Raw genomic sequence first — 17,879 nt, forward strand, 5'->3', positions numbered from 1 at the left:
AGAGTTTAAGTAGATTTCTTCACAAACTTGTTTTTAAACTAAATTAATTATCACTGTCCACACGCTTCTTTATTTTTCTTAAGTCAATTATAAGCCATTTTAAGATTGCAATTATTAGTATTAAAAGTGGAATTGCCTGGGCGATAAAAAAACCTGTCCAAAAATCTTTCATAGTACTGGTCGGTGAGTCTGTTGCCATTCCACCTATAAAAAAAGCAAATGGCGTTGCGATTACAATCAATCCCAAACTAAACATAATAAATGACAATTTTTTACTTTTAATCTTCAGTAATCCAGCCGACCAAAATAAAATTCCTGCAACTAACAAAATCAAAATAAGACAACTACCCCAAAACATCCAATAACTCAAAGCCTCTACCTCCTAACTAAACGATAGCCCATCCCACTTTCCTGTAAAGATGAAGATGCACCTACCGTCTAACATTTTACCACAAAAACCCATATCGTTATTCAACTAAACTGCTCCGTTAGTTGGATAGCAACAATCTTTTCGAAAACAATCTAGTTTAATAAAGGAATTATATTTATTATAAGTTTCTCATAAGGATGAATAACATTTATTACGTTTTTCACTTCTTCTATTTTTGAATATGAATATAGGCATCTAAATTCCAGCTTACATTCAGTTCCAAATGAAATTTCTCCAATTTCCCCATCATAGGGTATCGCTTTGTCAAGTGGTCTCCAATATCCCTCTGTAACAGTATAAGAAACAACATGGTCATAATTACCGTTAAAACCCCTAATTTATTTAGCTCATTCCTTAGTTGTTCAATGTATTCTTCTGGTAGTAAGACTTCAACTTTTACTGATTTTATATCCATTTGACACCTCAAAATTTTCACTGTTTTAAATGATACATAATTCTACCTAATTAATCTTCTAAAAATATCAGTCTTATATTTTTGAACATAAAAAAAGAAGTAGTCCAAGGTTTCTTCATCATCAAATCAATAACTCGTACTCGTTGTACGCTTATATGGCTCCTATTAAGCTTTGCACCAATCCAACGGAAAGGCATGCCCTCAAGCAACCAATAAAGTACTTCTTGCTCTATATCTCCAGCTACCTTGCTTGTTAAATTTTGAACCAAAATTAGTTCTTCTTTAATCTTGTTAATTCGCACTTCTCGCACTTCTCTGATTTGAACATGCGTATGTACTAGATCACTTGTGCCACCAACTGTTTTTGGCATTGTTGCCTCAATTCCGTATTGTACAGAAGATGCGGCTGCTGTTATTGAAACAAGTTCGTCCTTCATTCTCATGTACTTACACATGTTGTCGTGATACTTCTTGATGGCCTTATCTAGTTGGTAGCGATTTAATTCTGTTTTCTCTTTTAACATAGTTTTGCCCCCTATGATATAATCCTTGTTTACTAAGCCATCAAAGGGCACAATTCGAGCTGTAGCGTGTGATGACGCTATAGTTTTTTTTGTTTTCAAAGGCTATGAACTATACAAACATAACTATCACATCATAATAATAGTAAGGTAACGCTAAACTTAGCCTTACGTCTCCTTTTCTTTTTACTAAGGGTCACTCCATCCCAAGTGGCTCTTTTTTTATTTTCTTATCTCATAAAAATATATTTTTTAGTATTTCTAAATGGTTTAACACCCCCACTCCTTCTCTACAGGGAACATATTATAAATTGTAGAAAGGAGGTGGTTTTATGGGATACTATGGTGGAAATGTTGGTGGCATTGAAAACGGCGGCTATTCTGGCGGCGGTTATGGTAATGGTTCTCAATTTGCCCTAATCGTTGTTCTATTTATTCTTCTAATTATTGTCGGCGCTACTTTCTTGAAATACTAGATATTAATTTTCCATTCTAAGGGTCGCCTCCCAATCCGGTGACCCTTTTATAGTTTCTTTCCTCATATTGTTCAGTAACTACATCGCTAATTTCCGTGTAAGTTCTCCTATGACCCTCTCAAATGTTGCTTCGACTAACTTCTTAGGTATATTAGATCTTTCGTTATACATTTTACTATAATTATTCCATTCAATTTCACCTTGAGTACTTTTCTGTTTTAGGTTCAAATTTAGGTTACTTTTTAATTTCATTGGCTTTTTAAGCCGATAATCATAATTGATTTTTGTTACCACACCAGGAGACTACGAAATTACTTTCATCGTATCAGGTGTGGAACATAACCATCACATTCATATCAACTATCTAGGAATTATCATTCCAGATGATTTTTTTACAGCCGTCCTTTATGCCTTAAGTGTAAATTTGCGGAAATAAATAACTTTAAACAGTTCCTATACTTTGGAATTGAGCTAGATTACTGAAGATCATTATGTTTGAAAAAAGGAGCTAAAAAACAAAACAGCTGTGGAATTCTAAAAAGAATGAAGCTTGAAGGTGAAATGTGTCTAGTAATACTAACAAACGGGTAAAGAATACATAGTTAAAGCAAACAGGAGGTAATTGTTAATGAAGAATCAAGTTATTGGCGTATACGATAATGAACAAAGAGCGGCTGAAGTTGTCGAAGATTTAAAAGAGAAGGGCTATACAACAGAGGAGATTTCAGTTATTACTAAAGAAACAAAAGAACTATCTAAAAACACACAGGAAGTAAAACCCTCTACTATGGATGGGGCACTTGCTGGAGCTGCAACTGGAGCTGCCATTGGCATAGCAGGCATGATAGCAGGATTATCCACTGTATTGATTCCCGGATTTGGCGCTGTGTTGGCTGCAGGTCCTATTATTGCAACAATTGGAGGAGCAGTCGTAGGTGCTAGCTCTGGTGCTGGTGGATTAAAGCATGCTCTTATGGAAATTGGAGTCCCAGATGATGAAGCAGAACGTTATTCTAATGACGCTCAGGATGGTAAATTTTTAGTATTTCTTCACTCCAAAGAGTGAGGGCGGATTAAATGCTCGTTGTTCGCATAAATAACACGTAATTATTTTAGAAAGTTGCTCAATCACTTGAAATGGAAAGCACGTGAGATTTCGGTTCTTAAGATGTAGGTTTGATTCCTGCCGAGTGCAGACGAATTAGTGAGTTTCTATGTTTGTATGGGTTTTGTACAAACATAGAAACTTTTTTGTTTGAGTGCTTTTCAATTGCTAGTATCGAGTGACTTCTTAATTATCAGTAATTCTTCTACCTGCGATTTCAATTTATGCTACTAGTGCACGCTCCGAACAATTCTGCCAAGCACTAGTAGGCCGGTCTGTCTTTCCCCTAATATTTAGTATTTCATAAGCACCAAGGGAGGAAACCTTTCCAACACTGACCTCCCTCACATTTTATAACGGATTTTTCGTTACATAAACGATCGTACACGATTTACTTTTTCAGCTATCAAAATATTTTTTTGTTGAAATCTAAACAATATATTTTTTGTTACAATTTTGTGTTTTATATTTTTTATTTTATTATTTTTTTTTAAAATAAAAGAAGAATCAGAATATTAAAGGAGGCGTTTTACAAATGAGAAAATTATTTTTTATGTTGACTTGTTTGGTTCTTTTATTCTTTTTCACGGGAAATATGGCTTTTAATAATTCAACTGTATTTGCAGCTGAACAGCATGATGATTTTGCCATTACCATTTTAAATGAAAGTACGATGCGTTTAGAATTATTAAATGCAGAGACAACATTTGAAAACGATGCAGTTGGCAATATAATTATTAAAAAAGGTGATTATACAGAAGTATTGCCAACTCAAGCAATAGATAGTAATGGGAATGAGGTTACTTTAATATATAAATCAGTTGATAATGGACTGATGATAGAATTACATAACGGTGAACAACCGACTAAATGGAAATGTGCATTAGGAGTTCTTAGTGGTTATTATCTTGGCGCAATAACTGGTTTAGGCGTAGGTATTGGTGCTGGAACTGTATTACCTGGTATTGGAAATGCGGCTGGTGCTGTCGGAGGAGCTATTGTAGGTGCAGCGGGTGGAGCTATGTCTGGTGCATCATCCTCTTGTTTTGATTAGCGAATAGGAGGAATTATATGTTTGATATAGATAAAGTTTTTTGTTGGCCGATGATATTTGCTTATTATGTTTGCATGATTTTATGGATTTTATTACTTTTAGCATTAGAAACAAATCTGCTTTGGGTTTTTTTAAATCCGTTAAATTTTGGTTTGATTTTTAACATAGTGTTCGGCATTACTTATCAGATTAAAGCTAAAAAAGAATAAATCAGCTCATTCATCTGCTTATATAATATGTGTTTTTAAGAGGATGGGCAGTTTGTCAAAATATCTCGTGGGTTCTTCCCTCGGGATATTTTTATTTTTGTGGTTAAAATCAACTTTCCTGAGTGTTTATGTAAAAATCATCTCTTGAAAGAACAATTATTTTTAGCGTTTTCTTCTAAATGGCATTCGTCTCGATTTACTTTCTCAATATTGCAGAGGTTATCGCATTAATATATTGTTGTATTCAATAACATGGTTCAATAATTTAAACTATTCAACTAACCATCGGAGGTATTTAATTGATAAATAAAAAAGACCAACTAAACACTATTAAAGAAGATTTTATGAATTGTCAAAAAGTACTATTGGCTATCGGTGATGAAACCCGCCAATCGATTTTGTTAGTTTTAATGGGAACCGATTGTCAAACAGGATTACGAGTTGGTGAAATTACTGAACAAACACACCTTTCTAGACCTGCAGTGTCACATCACCTAAAAATTTTACGAGATGCTGGAATTATTTTAATGCGAAAAGAAGGTACAAAAAACTTTTATTATATTGATATACGAACAAAATTAAGCCTATTAAAAACGCTGATTGTGGATATTGAAACATTGTTAAAGCAATACGATTGAATAGCTTATTAATACAATTATGGAGGAATGAACACAGTGAAAGCTTTGGTTATTGATAAATATGGTAAAGCTCCGATGCGTTTAACGGAAATACCTACACCTGAAATGAATGATTACGAGGTACTTGCAGAAATTCATGCAGCTAGTATTAATCCTATTGATTTTAAAATACGTGATGGAAAAGTGAAAATGTTACTCAAGTATGAAATGCCGTTTATTCTCGGAAATGATTTTTCTGACGTTGTAATTAAGGTTGGCAAAAAAGTGACTCGTTTTAAAGTTGGAGATGAAATATATGCACGTCCACGCAAGAATAAAATCGGTACTTTTGCGGAATATATCTCTGTTCATGAAGATGATGTAGCGCTAAAGCCTAAAAATTTGAGCTTTGAGGAAGCTGCATCTATTCCCCTTATTGGCCTAACCTCTTACCAAGCTTTACATGACATCATGCAATTACAAAAAGAGCAAAAAATTTTAATTCATGCCGGTTCCGGTGGTGTCGGTACGTTTGCTATTCAACTGGTAAAAGTTATGGGTGCCATAGTGGCAACAACTGCTAGTGAAGCTGGCGCAAATTTAGTTACATCTCTTGGTGCAGATGAAGTAATCAATTATAAAACAGAAAAATTTGAAGATATACTTAAAAATTATGATGCAGTGTTTGATACCCTTGGAGGACAAACACTTGAAAAATCTTTTAATATTATTAAAGACGGAGGGAAAATTGTTTCCGTTTCGGGTACGCCGAATGCTCGTTTTGCTAAAGAATATGGCTCAGGGCTTTTCAAAACATTGTTATTTTCTGTAGCAAGTCATAAACTTACTTCTCTTGAAAAGAAGCATAAGGCTCAATATTCGTTTTTATTTATGAAGCCAAGTGGCGATCAATTACGTATTATCGCAGACTTCATTGAGTCAGGTAAAATTACACCTTTAATTGATCGAATTTTTTTATTCGAAGATGCACAAAAGGCAATGGAATACGTAGAATCTGGAAGAGCTAAAGGGAAAGTGATTTTAAAGATCAAATAGTTCCAATAACAACTGCTTCTTTTCCATATGACTTGCACTATATCAAATAGTGAGACCAAGTAGGCATGTAAATCTTTGTCCTCTAACAATGCCTTTAAATCCACCTAGTAAACTATTGTGTTAGCGCCCCATTTATGGATAAATAGAAACCTCACTGAAATAGTGAGGTTTTCTTTTGCTTCAATTATGGAGCAGTAACAGTAACTTTTTGAACAGTTTTAGAACCATCTTTCATAATATAATAAAGCGCATATGAAACCCTTGTTCCTGGACTGTGCCAATCACCGAAACCATCGTTACCTTTATAAGTAATATCCGCATACTTTGGACTGCTCTCGTCAGCTTCATTAGTATTGGAAACTAAAATATACATTGTATAATGTGACCAATTTGGATCACTATTGCCGTTCCAAGATATATTTATTTCCCCAGAGCCTGTCGCTCCAGGTGTTGCCTTTAAGTTAATTGCTGGATTTACTGGCACTACATTTCCGCTATTCTCGTTTTATCTTCTCAGTTTATAACGAGCCTTCACCGTACGAGCGACTTTCATCGCATACGGCGATCCGTCAGCAATAGTTTTCAACTTATTTCCCCGTCAACATCTTAATTTTATTTCTATATGAAATCAATAGAATTTCGGCAAGGTAAAGAAATCTTAACTTTCTATTGTTTCCGCTCTTTACAATATGGTTCAATTAATGATTCATCCCAAATGCTAGCTGATTAGTAAAATAAAAAAGCCATCTCCGATTTAGAAATGACTCAAATACTTAATCGCACGAGCTTCCTGAAGAATCACTGCTACTCGAAGTGGTGTCCGAACAATTATTATTATCCGTGTTAATTAACGAAATTACAGAACCTGTTGTATTAAAGTCAGTCGCATTATTACCTGAATAGCTAGAACTACTAGAAGAATTAACATTATTACAACCTGTCTTTTTCAATGTAGTTACAATCCCAATACATATAGCCAAAAATATCATTACAATGAAAAACGCCATTCATTACACCTCCTATCGATAACAATTTAATTTTATCACTTAATCATTATTTACACTATGGACACTCGCTCTGTCTTTCCCTTGCGAACTAACCTGTTAGTTTCTATTTCAGATTACACAGATCAATCTCTTATATGTATTTCCCTATTTGGAAATGTTTTTAGGCTAGGAAATAAAAAAATAATTTCCCGGGTAAGCGCAAGAAACGACAAGTTTTACATTACCAGCAGAATTTCTGATCAATGATTAATTCATCTTGCCCTTGTTCAATCACTGAGTGACAGCAGTTGGAATAAAGTAACTCTTTCTTGCCAACAATGTTTTCTCCGACGAAATCTTTCAATAAACAACAAGAACTTGTGTTTCTAATTTAGGATAATAGCCTTTTAAAGATCATTAATTATTCATAGGGAATAGTTGAAAAACCTTACCATGCAAGGTAAAGGCTTTTACGTATTATTCACTAATTGTCGCGTTAGAGCACTATCTTTATTATGGTTGTTACTCCACTTGATTAGTGTATGCATTAATTTGAATATTTCCCGTGCTTTGGTAGAGCGATTTGATCAAAATTTTCTACAAGCTTCTTAAGGTTGATTTTGAGTTCTTCTCCTTTCATCGTTAATCCATGACCTGTAATAGCAATGAGAGGTTTTAGCGCTTCTAACTTCTCAACAGATTCTCGAGCAGCTTGCCAATCCATTGTTAAATATTGAGGTGGACCACTAATTTCTTTTGTTTGTGTTAATACTTTATAAAGAGATTCTTGTTTGACAGTAACAAATGCATCTCCAGCAATGAGAACTCGATCCTTTTCACGAAACAATGAGATATGTCCTGGTGAATGACCAGGTGTGTGTATCCACCGAAAACCTGGCATAAAAGGAATACTTCCATCTGAAGGAATTGATTCAATATTGTCACCTAAGTTAATTGCTTCATTAGGGAATAAAGGTGACATTTTGGCAATTAGTCCACCACTTACAGAAGGATCAGGTTCTGGATAGTTTTGTTTTCCTGTTAAATAAGGAATTTCTAAAGAATGGGCATAAACAGGGACATTCCAACGCTTTATTAATTCTATAATTCCTCCGACATGATCGAAATGGCCGTGAGTCAAAATTATTGCTTTAGGACGAGAATTAGGACCATATCGTTCCTCTATTACTGAAATAATCTCTTCCGCGCTTTTTGGCATACCTGCATCAATAAGAACAAATTCATTTGTATTCTTATTACCATAAAGCACAATATTTACAATTTGAATTGTATACTGATATAAATCAGGCATTACTTCTATACCGACCCCATTTCCCACCGAAGTAGCAGGTATAAACTTATAATCTTCACCATAATTCAAATCATTGTCCATATTAAACCCCTTCCTTCCCTTTCGCCCATTAGAACTGGTATTTTAATGTAAGAAAAGCCACAACCCGAAGATTGTGGCACTATTTTCTTACTTCTTTTCTTTCTTAAATTGTTGTTCTTTCTGTTGTTGTTTTTCTTCTTCTTTTTCTTCTTCAAACTCTTCAGGTAAAAATTCATTTGCAAATTCTTCTTGTTCTAATTCGTTCTTTTTCTTTTCTTTAGTCATGAGACTCACCTCCAATAGATACTAATCTATCCTTATCAGCAGGATTTATACTTTTTACTTTACGAATACTACAAATAACGTATAAATAAACAACATCCAGCCAAAATAATATTTCGTAGTGTTTCACTACTTATAGGGCTGCAGTGATAATAAGCACTGTAGCTTTTTTGTATTTTTCATAAAAGCATGTAGTTTAAATTCAAAACATAAGTTTTTCCATTATAGCCCATACTTTATTATAAGTTGGATTTTTAATCGTTTGAACTCGTTCATTTTGAATACCACGCCTTACCAACCGAAATCCTCTTGCTTCGAGATCAGCAATAGCAACATCTAACTCTTTATTATTTTTCCGCTGTATTGGCGGTAATCTAAATACACCATTTTGTGCTGATAAACGATTGAACATCCAATCATCCCCTTTAAAATATTCAGCTTATCGTGAGCAAAAAGGATATGTTTTATTCTTATATTGCTTTTAAAAAACCTTACTTTTTATATACATAATTCTCATAACATTACTTCATACTATCCTTGTTTGAAAAAAAACTAAAAGGAAGTGTAAATATGGGAATATTAGGTGGAAACCCAAAGGATGAACCATTGCATTATGGTGAAGTATTTAGTGTTTGGACTAGTCTAATTGCAGACTATGGTATGATTTCTGGCTATCAAACGTTTTATAATCACGCTGGTGATGAAGATCTTAAAAAGATACTTGAAGATACCATTGAAGCATGTAGAGAAGAAGTAAAGCAATTAGAAAAAATTCTTAAAACGAATGGTATCGCTTTACCACCTGCATCACCTGAACGACCTGTTGCAAGAATGGAAGATATTCCTCCAGGCGCAAAATTTAATGATCCAGAAATAAGTGCTGCTCTTTCTGCTGATTTAGCTGCTGGATTAGTTGCATGCAGCCAAGCAATGGGAACTTCTACTCGAGAAGATATAGCTTTAATGTATGGTCAATTCCACACAGCAAAAGCTCTACTAGGTTCTAAATTACTACGTCTTAATAAAAATAAAGGCTGGCTTGTACCACCGCCATTACATGTTGATTATCCAGAAAAATAAAATCACTTCCCCACTGAATCGAATCGAGGAGTGAAAAAATGTATTATTACAAAGAAGAGTTAATTAATATTATTAAACCTGACAAACCCGATCCTCAAGCAGCACGTGTAATGCAGGAAATACTAGGTGGGCATTATGGTGAAATGAGAACCATGATGCAATACTTCTTTCAAAGTTCAAATTTCAGAGGCAAAGAAACACAATACCGTGATTTGCTTCGCGGTGTTTTCTTAGAAGAAATTGCTCACGTAGAACTAGTACAAAATACAATTAACCAACTACTAAATGATTCTGGCGATTCTTCTGCACCTGGAAATCATGGTATAGACCAAGCTCCTTTAGATGATGCCGTTAGACATGCAAATCCACACCATTATATTGTGGGAGCACAATCATCTTTACCTGTTGATGCTGCAGGTAATCCTTGGAATGGTTCGTGGGTATATGCACACGGAAACTTAATAGCAGATTTATTAGATAATTTAGTACTTGAGTCAACTGGAGTTCTTCAAAAAACACGGATATATGAAATGAGTTCTAATCAAACCTTTAGGGAAACACTAGCTTTTCTAATTGTTCGTGACAATGCTCATCAAAATGCATTTGCTAAAGCATTAGAAACTTTAGGTGTTGATTGGGGAAAACTATTCCCTGTACCGAACTACGATATTAACAAATATCCTGAGTGTAGGAAGTTCGTTGAAATGGGTTATCATAATGCTCAATTTAACTTTAGATTAGATCCAACACGTATCGGTGAAATCTTTCAAGGCCAAACTCCAAGTAGGAATGGCGGAGATTTAGAAGTGACTCCACCACCTGAAGGATTCCCAGTACCACTTATGCCAGAGATGCCAAATGAACACAGTCCTGGTCTTAAAGATATGAATAATTAATCATTAAGCTGTAACGTGTGACGACGTTGCAGCTTTTTAATGTATAAGTAACCTTAATTTGCACACATTATTATTGAGTGTATCGCACGCACTTATTAGGTTGTGGCGCTAGTTGACCGTCACTACCTCCCTCAATTCTTACTTAGGGTCACTTCTTTGCATTGTGACCCTTTTTTTGCTTAAGCTATATCGATCTGTTAAATTGCTTCATTAAAAAGATCTGAGATTAAAAATATTTGTAGGATACAAAAACACCTTCTGCACAAGCTATATTCAGGAGGTGATTTACAATGGCAAACCAAAACTTTGGGAATAAGTCTGACGTTAATCAAATTAAACAACAAATTCAACAAGCTGAAGCGAACAAACAACAAGCTTCTGGATCTGCGAACTCAATGAGTCAAGAATTCGGGATGGAATCTGATGTTAATCAAATTAAACAACAAATCCAACAAGCTGAGGCGAACAAAAAATTCGCATCTGGTCGATTTGCAAATGAAAATAATTCAAATTAAGCTTTTTAAACCGACAAATTTTTTGTCGGTTTTTTTTTATCTTCATTTGATTGTTTTACAAAACTTTCCACATAAAAACCAGAGTTGAGCTACAAAATGTAAAATCGACTCTGGTCATGATACACGTAAGTTATTTTTATTTTATTAATTGTCTCATGATAATTTCTTCGCCAATACGACCTGTTAACCTCTCATTTGTATCTTCAAATCCCACTTTTAAATATAGTTTTTGTGCAGGTATATTATCTTTGTCTACAACTAAAACTATTTCATCGCAATTCGGGAATTCCGCTCTAACAAACTCACCGAGTAATGTCATTCCTTGTTTTGCATACCCTTTTCCTTGCTCTGTATGATTAATGGATAGTGCAGTCAATAACAAAGCATTCAAATTACTCGAATATTTCTTTACTCTTTCATTTGAATTAAGGAGGAAGAAACCAACAGGTGTATTATCACTTAAAATAACAACACGATACTGTCCTTCATTAATTTCTTCAAATTTGCTTGGTAGTGCAGAAAATTGTTTTTGTTCTTCTGTAAGTACAAAAGAATTTAGTTCTTTCAGATATTTACTTGAAAAATGCTTTAATTCAATCTGTTTAAATTTTTCCATATGACTATTCCTCACTTATTTTTTATTTCCTATATTTTACTATCCACTTAGGTTTTGGTCATTATTTCTGAAATATTTAAAAATTGATTAGATGGCGGAAATCCTTTTGTATTTGAATACACATTAAAACTGAAAAAAGCTGCAGCGTCGTCACACGCTACAGCTCTAAATGGTTTAGTCAATTCATTATAACACAAAATAAGATAAACAATGGTTTATGGCAAATGTCAGTTAAAAAAAGTAGTCACAGAAGATTGAGAATTTTTTATCGCATTTATAAGTTTTAGTATTGTTGACCGTCGTAACCTTCTATTTCACTTCTACAGGTACCACTTGTTTGTTCACAAAATGTATCACGATTAATATTTTCAAAATGTTAGCTCTAAAGGGTTGGATAAAAACCTCTACACTTTTTAAAACTATACATATTATATAATTAGAAAGGAGGGATAGTCATGGGATACCAAGGAAATGTTGGAAATTACAACAATAGTTGTTATTATGGAGGCGGCAATGAAGGCGGCGGTTATGGTTCTACATTTGTTTTAATCGTTGTTCTATTTATTCTATTAATCATTGTGGGAGCTACTATCGTGTATTAATCTTTTTTTTTAGTTTTAATCAAAGTCTCTTACCCTTCTCTTAATTGAACCTCCAAGTAGTAACATTTATTTTTCAATTTATATACTCTAGATATTTATCGCAATTCATTTTCACAACTTTTCATATATTAATTTTAGAAAGAAATAAATTATAGAATGGAGGGAAGTAATTATGTCTCAAGAATATTATGGTGGTAGTGGTAATGGTTATGGATCAGGTTCATCATTTGCGCTAATTGTAGTACTATTTATCCTTCTAATTATTGTTGGCGCTACTTTCATCTCATATTAGTATTTAAAATGCTCACTGATTCTGCGCTCGCTTTCGAGCCCATAATTTTTTGGATAACGTAGACTTATCCTTTACCTACCATTCTTTCTTTTAAAGGTCACATTTTCTTTGTGGCCTTTTTCTTTCTGAGAGCTGCTTTTTCGTTCCCTAGTAATATCGGCTCTCATTACAATCTTAATTTATTTTACCTTATGTAATGCATCTTTTCTAAACGCGTTGGATCATCCCTGTATTTGAAATGTGTTCATGTTTATATTTTCCGACCAGTTAGCGGTATTCTTAACTATCTACGGATATAACAACTGAGTGTTGTCATATCAACGCTGTTCAAAAATATACATAATTAATATGGACCATTTATATATCTGCTAGCTTATTTTCCAACTTCAAGGTATTATCTTTTACCTATTTAACCCCTATCAAGATTCAGTTTTAAATGAAATACGTGCACACTTGCCTACTTGTATGTCTTCAATTGTAAATTCTTATCTTACAAACAGAAAAATTACAGTTTTAAAGAAATTTTTATTATATACTTTATAGAATGGTTCCAATAAAATGTAAACAATAGGACTGGCTCGTGTGAAACGGAGGAATATTATTTTATATGAAGAAATTATTTTTTTGCTCAATTTTAATAGTATCATTTTCATTTTTACTTGTTGGATGTGGTAATAAAAATGTTCCTTACGACTATGAATATGATAGATAAAAAAAAGACCAAGATAGCAAACTACGCAATCTTGGTCTTTTAGGAGACAGGCACTTCTGGGGGAGTTATTATGAGTACACGCAAACTTCATATTTGGCAACCAGTAACATGTTTACTAAGGGCTCAAATCGTAAATGCTAGATTAAATTATAGTGATCTTGGTTTATATTTAACATTGACAGATACTAACGGAACAGAAGTTGATATTATTTATGATAAAATTTCTCCAATCCAAGATTTTGTTTGGTCTTTCAGATATGTTGGTGAAATCCCAAGGTCGGACTTATTGCCACTTGTCAACGAAGCCATTGAACAAAACTCACCAATCAATCCTTGTGCTGAGTGGTTTTACAAAATGAGCAATTCAGATTATATTGAGTGGTTTGATCAATTACCTTGGTTAGGAAGTAAAGAGATACCAAACGTAGAGCATCATATCTATTGTTACAATGATGGGATTTTTGAAGTGATTAGTGATTACGAACCTCGATTCGTTATTAAGGTGACAGGCACTCAAACAATTTAAAATTGTTTGAGTGCCTGTCACACTACTATTGCGCTGTACCACGAATCGTTGCGTAGTTTAATTTCCCTGCTATGATAGCTCTTTCGGCAATTATTTTTGCTTCTTCTTGGGTATTATACCAACCGCTAATAAACCGCCAACCATTCTCATTTGAACTATCTTTTACTGGTTCTACGTACGATAAATATTTCTGTTTTATTGCTTCGTTCATCGCGGCCATCATTGCTTCTTGACTACTGTATCTCCCACTTTGAATACGAAATTTCTTTGGCTCCTTGTCAAGCTCCATATATTCGATTTTTTTACTTACATCAACTATCGCCACTGGCTTTAAAAAAAGTGCAATTTCGTCCAAACGACGATTAACAAGTCCCTGGAGCTTTTTCCCTCCGGCATAGATGTATAATAACATCTCTTTGGTTACTTGTTCCCATTGCCTATTATTCAAGTATTCTAATAGTGTGCTGTTTCTTAGAATGTAGCGTCCTAAATTATATTGGAAACTGGCAAGAGCATCGTACTGATTTTGGTTAAGAGGAACATTAACATAGTATTCTATTGTATTTGCATGCTCTTGAGCTTGCTTTCTCAGTAGTTCCCACGCTTCTTCTCTTGAAATTGTTTGCCCCTTTTCTACTAATTTTCCACTTGGCCATTTTGTTGTACCATAGCCAATTGTCCAAACATTATCTGAACCAACATAAGCATCAGCGCGAAACCCTTCCCATTTTGCAATGAGCGTTAGTGCATTATTTGAAATTTCCATATTAAATCCTCCTCTCTCTCGTTTAAATTTCTGCACCTTCTCTAGCATATTCAATTCCCGATGTAGTGAACGTTCACATATATACTGAGCCCACGTGCCTGACACTCAAACAATTCTGAATTGTCTGAGTGTCAGGCACCTCTATCCATAATAAACTTTTCTAACTCGTTGATTCTTGTTTTTAATTGGTTTTCTTTTGCCAAAAAATAAAAGTTTCGAGTATATTTCGGAGACAATGCTTGCCAATTAACACCCTCAGGTACAATTTTTTGGGAAATTACGGTTTGTCCTATTCCCGCCTTTAGCAACGCCGCTATCATTTCATTGTTATTTAGATAAATATGTATCGGTTTTACATTATTCTCTTTTACATACATATCGGAGTAAAATTGTGTCCCCGAATCTTCTTCACGGTTTAACCAGTAACTAGATTCAGGATCACCAGCTAATACAAGTTGATCTACATTTAATAGACTTCGTTTCAAGCTGCCTGTATCCACTATTTTTTCAATAAACCCTAAATCCGCTTCGTTTTGTTTTAAGCGTTTTACTACTTCTTCTGAATTCATCAATTGTAAGGAAAAATCCATATCCGGAAAGTTCTCTAGAATAGACTTCATTATATTTGGAAGAAAGTAAATCCCACATGTATTAGAACAGGCAATACGGCATTTTGTTCGGACAATTTCTTTGTTATTAAGTGTTTCTATTGTATCTTCCCAGTTATCTAAAATACTTTGCGCTCGTTTATATAGAAAATCAGCATCTCTAGTTGGAATAATCTCATGTCGCCCTTTTCTAGTAAATAGGGTCACATTTAATTTTTTCTCCAAATTAAGTATTTGAGTGGATATTGTTGGTTGTGATAGATATAACTCTTCCGCTGCCTTTGTAAAGTTTTTCATTTCATATACTTTCACAAATGTTTTTAAACTTTGAAACATACTCAACACTCCGATTCAATTATTGGATTTATTAATAATTGGTATCCAAATTATCAATTTCACAAATAGTATAATCCGATTTACAATGATTATACAAGGTAAAATTGAATTAATTAACCGGAGGGAACATAATGAAAAACTTTCTTAAAAACATTCCTATACCTATTTGTGGCTTAATTTTAGCACTAGTTTCTTTAGGAAATCTTATAAAAACTGATGGAATGCCGAGATTTGGTATTTTAGTCGGCCTTATTGGAATGGTATTAATGTGCTTGGTAATATTTAAACTCATCTTTACATTTAAACATACATTTTCTCTTTTAAAAAATCCGATTGTGGCTTCAGTAGCTCCCACTTTTACAATGGGATTGATGATTATTTGCACTTATTTTCTTGAAGTCGATTGGCTAACACCTTATTTGTCTTATTTATGGCTAGGTATTGTTATCGTGCATTTTATGTTAATGGCTTATTTCACACACTATTTCTTAATAACAAAATCAGTAAAACTCCATCACGTTTATCCTAGTTGGTTTATTACTTATGTAGGTATAGGCGTTATTACTGTAACGTCATGTAATTTTTATCCTGCATTTGGCCGTTGGATTTTCTGGATTGCATTATCTTTATATTTAGTGTTATTACCAATAATTTTGCACCGTGTCTTTAATATAAAAAATATGGAGGATTCTACACTTCCCCTTATTACAATTATTGCGGCACCAGGATCTCTTTGTTTAACAGGCTATTTAAATGCTTTTGATAATAAAAATGTCCTAATTGTCACATTGCTATTTGTCTTATCTCAAGGACTATATTTTCTCATTTTGACTCAGCTTCCAAAATTACTAACTATTGACTTTTATCCAAGCTATGCTGGATTCACGTTTCCTTTAGTCATTTCAGCAACTGCCATTACTGCAACTACCAATTTTTATAACCAACTAGGATTTACTTCAGCACTGTTCCATTGGGTTGCCATTTTGGAATCGATTATTGCGTTTATTATTGTTTTTTATGTTTTATATAAATATGTTATTTATCTTACAAAACAATATATTGATACTAGAGCAAATTCGATTTAACTAGTTCAGTTGAATCCTAACGAAGAAAGCAACCTAATATGGTTGCTTTTAATTTATTTTCATATGTAATTTCCAAATGTAGTATAATTTAAGTAGGGAGTGTGATAATATTTTGTTGGTAAAAATGAAAAAAAAAGGTTTTAATTTAACTGCTTCTGACTTAAGCGACCAATGCTTTGAGCCACTTATTCATCTTTATAAAAAGGGCATATCCAATGAAACGGATACTACCCAATTTAAAGAACAATTTTACATGCAATTATCCCAAGGTCAAAAGGCGTTATTTGTATTTTATACGTATTATAACCATGCCAGTAAATCGCTTATTGAATTTTATTGGTGGAGTGCCTATTATTACGCCCAACCTAAAAGTTGGCTAGCACTTAAAGCCAGTACTAAGTATTTTGAGGATGAGCCCTTGCTAGCGCTTTTTGAAAAGATTGAACGAGTATTTCTACAAAATAATTATCCGAACACTTTAGCAAACTTTACTGTTACACGTGAAGACCTAGACAAAAACAAAGAAATTCAAGCTTCTATTATTCCGCTCCATACTATGTTTGACCAAATAACACCATTAACAGTTAGAAAAATAAATGACCTTATTGAGAAAAACATCCAGGAATTTGTTGAATTGATAGATTAGATTACCCCAAACAGCATCCTTTTCCAGGATGCTGTATTTTTAAATAAGCTGTGTCCCCTTATTAATAGTATGACGAGCTAACTCCCCTGCATCCATTTTGTAAACCTCATCGCAAAGTAAAGAAATATCTTCAGGATTATGGCTCGCTAAAAGAATGGTTATTTCCTGCTTTTTAAAGTTAAGAATCATATCGCGCATTTCCGATACACCTGATTCATCCAGTCCATTCATCGGTTCATCCAATAATAGTAATTGTGGGTTTTCCATAACAGCTTGTGCAATCCCTAACCTTTGCCGCATGCCCAAAGAATATTTACGAACCGGTCCTTTATCATTAAAATCGAGGCCAACTAATGTCAGAACATTTTCAATATCCTTATCATTGATTTTGTTTTGAATTGAGGCGAGTATCTTTAAGTTTTGGAAACCTGAATAATGTGTCAGAAATCCCGGCGTATCTAACAGTGCACCAAAGGATTTCGGAAAATTCCCTTTCCCGATAATGTCACCAAACACACTTACAGTGCCACTACTCGGAACAAATAGCCCTGCAATCGTCTTAAATAATAGACTTTTGCCTGAACCGTTTCTTCCAACAATCCCGTATATTCCAGGTTTATCAATGACTAAGTTTATATTTTTCAGCAGCTCACGGCCCTTTATCTTTTTATATAAATTGTGTATTTCGAGTATTGTCATTTATACAACCCCCTTT

The 17,879-nt window shown here is 33.9% G+C and carries 24 protein-coding genes and 1 pseudogene; 14 read left to right on the forward strand and 11 right to left on the reverse strand.

The genetic code is table 11. The features are described from left to right. Window positions 1-43: 43 nt before the first annotated feature. The 3 genes and pseudogenes from ACIQXJ_RS08200 to ACIQXJ_RS08210 form a co-directional block, all read right to left on the reverse strand. A complete protein-coding gene (locus ACIQXJ_RS08200; RefSeq protein WP_403051954.1) occupies window positions 44-370 on the reverse strand; it encodes a hypothetical protein in 327 nt (108 codons plus the stop codon). A gap of 152 nt (window positions 371-522) precedes the next feature. Then, window positions 523-845: pseudogene (locus tag ACIQXJ_RS08205) on the reverse strand (cytochrome C biogenesis protein). A 50-nt stretch (window positions 846-895) separates the two neighbouring features. Further along, window positions 896-1,369, reverse strand: a complete 474-nt coding sequence (locus ACIQXJ_RS08210) for a hypothetical protein (protein ID WP_403051957.1) — start codon at window positions 1,367-1,369, stop codon at window positions 896-898. Window positions 1,370-1,698: 329 nt separating this feature from the next. Here ACIQXJ_RS08210 and ACIQXJ_RS08215 point away from each other — a divergent pair, with 329 nt between their 5' ends. The 6 genes from ACIQXJ_RS08215 (at window position 1,699) to ACIQXJ_RS08240 (ending at window position 5,883) form a co-directional block, all read left to right on the forward strand. Then, window positions 1,699-1,842, forward strand: a complete 144-nt coding sequence (locus tag ACIQXJ_RS08215) for a YjcZ family sporulation protein (RefSeq protein WP_401012140.1) — start codon at window positions 1,699-1,701, stop codon at window positions 1,840-1,842. Between the two features lie 628 nt (window positions 1,843-2,470). After that, window positions 2,471-2,908, forward strand: coding sequence for a general stress protein (locus ACIQXJ_RS08220; RefSeq protein WP_402760454.1), 438 nt, complete (start codon window positions 2,471-2,473; stop codon window positions 2,906-2,908). A 574-nt stretch (window positions 2,909-3,482) separates the two neighbouring features. Further along, window positions 3,483-4,001 carry a hypothetical protein gene (locus tag ACIQXJ_RS08225; protein WP_403051960.1) on the forward strand — a complete coding sequence of 173 codons (519 nt, stop codon included), beginning with the start codon at window positions 3,483-3,485 and terminating at the stop codon, window positions 3,999-4,001. A gap of 17 nt (window positions 4,002-4,018) precedes the next feature. Beyond that, window positions 4,019-4,210 (forward strand): hypothetical protein, encoded by a 192-nt coding sequence (locus ACIQXJ_RS08230; protein ID WP_172771363.1) that lies wholly within the window; start codon window positions 4,019-4,021, stop codon window positions 4,208-4,210. A 344-nt stretch (window positions 4,211-4,554) separates the two neighbouring features. Then, entirely contained in the window at window positions 4,555-4,848 is a 294-nt protein-coding gene (locus tag ACIQXJ_RS08235) for an ArsR/SmtB family transcription factor (RefSeq protein WP_401018127.1), read from the forward strand. Window positions 4,849-4,884: 36 nt separating this feature from the next. After that, complete coding sequence (locus ACIQXJ_RS08240; protein WP_403051963.1) at window positions 4,885-5,883, forward strand: NADP-dependent oxidoreductase; 999 nt, start codon at window positions 4,885-4,887, stop codon at window positions 5,881-5,883. A 184-nt stretch (window positions 5,884-6,067) separates the two neighbouring features. On the opposite strand, the gene ACIQXJ_RS08245 is transcribed toward ACIQXJ_RS08240, so the two are convergent. From ACIQXJ_RS08245 to ACIQXJ_RS08260, 4 genes are all read right to left on the reverse strand, one after another. After that, window positions 6,068-6,367, reverse strand: a complete 300-nt coding sequence (locus tag ACIQXJ_RS08245; protein WP_403051967.1) for a hypothetical protein — start codon at window positions 6,365-6,367, stop codon at window positions 6,068-6,070. A 1,049-nt stretch (window positions 6,368-7,416) separates the two neighbouring features. Further along, a complete protein-coding gene (locus ACIQXJ_RS08250; protein ID WP_403051970.1) occupies window positions 7,417-8,262 on the reverse strand; it encodes an MBL fold metallo-hydrolase in 846 nt (281 codons plus the stop codon). An 87-nt stretch (window positions 8,263-8,349) separates the two neighbouring features. Next, window positions 8,350-8,487: a hypothetical protein gene (locus tag ACIQXJ_RS08255; RefSeq protein WP_403051973.1), complete on the reverse strand. Its 138-nt coding sequence runs from the start codon at window positions 8,485-8,487 to the stop codon at window positions 8,350-8,352. Between the two features lie 199 nt (window positions 8,488-8,686). After that, window positions 8,687-8,896, reverse strand: coding sequence for a hypothetical protein (locus ACIQXJ_RS08260; RefSeq protein WP_403051976.1), 210 nt, complete (start codon window positions 8,894-8,896; stop codon window positions 8,687-8,689). 158 nt (window positions 8,897-9,054) lie between these two features. On the opposite strand from ACIQXJ_RS08260, the gene ACIQXJ_RS08265 reads away from it, so the two are divergent. From ACIQXJ_RS08265 to ACIQXJ_RS08275, 3 genes are all read left to right on the forward strand, one after another. Next, window positions 9,055-9,564, forward strand: coding sequence for a DUF3231 family protein (locus ACIQXJ_RS08265; protein ID WP_403051979.1), 510 nt, complete (start codon window positions 9,055-9,057; stop codon window positions 9,562-9,564). 38 nt (window positions 9,565-9,602) lie between these two features. Further along, complete coding sequence (locus tag ACIQXJ_RS08270) at window positions 9,603-10,460, forward strand: manganese catalase family protein (protein ID WP_403051982.1); 858 nt, start codon at window positions 9,603-9,605, stop codon at window positions 10,458-10,460. Between the two features lie 290 nt (window positions 10,461-10,750). Further along, window positions 10,751-10,975 carry a gamma-type small acid-soluble spore protein gene (locus ACIQXJ_RS08275; protein ID WP_403051985.1) on the forward strand — a complete coding sequence of 75 codons (225 nt, stop codon included), beginning with the start codon at window positions 10,751-10,753 and terminating at the stop codon, window positions 10,973-10,975. Between the two features lie 136 nt (window positions 10,976-11,111). On the opposite strand, the gene ACIQXJ_RS08280 is transcribed toward ACIQXJ_RS08275, so the two are convergent. Then, window positions 11,112-11,591 (reverse strand): GNAT family N-acetyltransferase, encoded by a 480-nt coding sequence (locus ACIQXJ_RS08280; RefSeq protein ID WP_403051987.1) that lies wholly within the window; start codon window positions 11,589-11,591, stop codon window positions 11,112-11,114. 455 nt (window positions 11,592-12,046) lie between these two features. Between ACIQXJ_RS08280 and ACIQXJ_RS08285 the strand changes: the two genes are divergently transcribed. From ACIQXJ_RS08285 to ACIQXJ_RS08295, 3 genes are all read left to right on the forward strand, one after another. After that, complete coding sequence (locus tag ACIQXJ_RS08285) at window positions 12,047-12,193, forward strand: YjcZ family sporulation protein (protein WP_401016479.1); 147 nt, start codon at window positions 12,047-12,049, stop codon at window positions 12,191-12,193. A 172-nt stretch (window positions 12,194-12,365) separates the two neighbouring features. Continuing rightward, window positions 12,366-12,485, forward strand: a complete 120-nt coding sequence (locus tag ACIQXJ_RS08290; protein ID WP_172771354.1) for a YjcZ family sporulation protein — start codon at window positions 12,366-12,368, stop codon at window positions 12,483-12,485. Between the two features lie 782 nt (window positions 12,486-13,267). Continuing rightward, window positions 13,268-13,723, forward strand: a complete 456-nt coding sequence (locus ACIQXJ_RS08295; protein ID WP_403051989.1) for a hypothetical protein — start codon at window positions 13,268-13,270, stop codon at window positions 13,721-13,723. A gap of 25 nt (window positions 13,724-13,748) precedes the next feature. On the opposite strand, the gene ACIQXJ_RS08300 is transcribed toward ACIQXJ_RS08295, so the two are convergent. Together ACIQXJ_RS08300 and ACIQXJ_RS08305 are read right to left on the reverse strand one after the other, a co-directional pair. Further along, window positions 13,749-14,489 carry a lysozyme gene (locus ACIQXJ_RS08300; protein ID WP_403051991.1) on the reverse strand — a complete coding sequence of 247 codons (741 nt, stop codon included), beginning with the start codon at window positions 14,487-14,489 and terminating at the stop codon, window positions 13,749-13,751. A 131-nt stretch (window positions 14,490-14,620) separates the two neighbouring features. Then, complete coding sequence (locus ACIQXJ_RS08305; RefSeq protein WP_403051993.1) at window positions 14,621-15,433, reverse strand: LysR family transcriptional regulator; 813 nt, start codon at window positions 15,431-15,433, stop codon at window positions 14,621-14,623. A 131-nt stretch (window positions 15,434-15,564) separates the two neighbouring features. On the opposite strand from ACIQXJ_RS08305, the gene ACIQXJ_RS08310 reads away from it, so the two are divergent. Both ACIQXJ_RS08310 and ACIQXJ_RS08315 read left to right on the forward strand, forming a co-directional pair. After that, complete coding sequence (locus ACIQXJ_RS08310) at window positions 15,565-16,518, forward strand: TDT family transporter (RefSeq protein ID WP_403051996.1); 954 nt, start codon at window positions 15,565-15,567, stop codon at window positions 16,516-16,518. Between the two features lie 124 nt (window positions 16,519-16,642). Then, on the forward strand, window positions 16,643-17,164 hold the full coding sequence (locus ACIQXJ_RS08315; protein WP_403051999.1) for a hypothetical protein: 522 nt from the start codon (window positions 16,643-16,645) through the stop codon (window positions 17,162-17,164). 39 nt (window positions 17,165-17,203) lie between these two features. Here ACIQXJ_RS08315 and ACIQXJ_RS08320 read toward each other — a convergent pair whose 3' ends face one another. After that, on the reverse strand, window positions 17,204-17,863 hold the full coding sequence (locus tag ACIQXJ_RS08320; RefSeq protein WP_403052002.1) for an ATP-binding cassette domain-containing protein: 660 nt from the start codon (window positions 17,861-17,863) through the stop codon (window positions 17,204-17,206). Between the last annotated feature and the right edge of the window lie 16 nt (window positions 17,864-17,879).

Source organism: Lysinibacillus sp. NPDC097868, assembly GCF_044761135.1.
Lineage (GTDB): Bacteria > Bacillota > Bacilli > Bacillales_A > Planococcaceae > Lysinibacillus.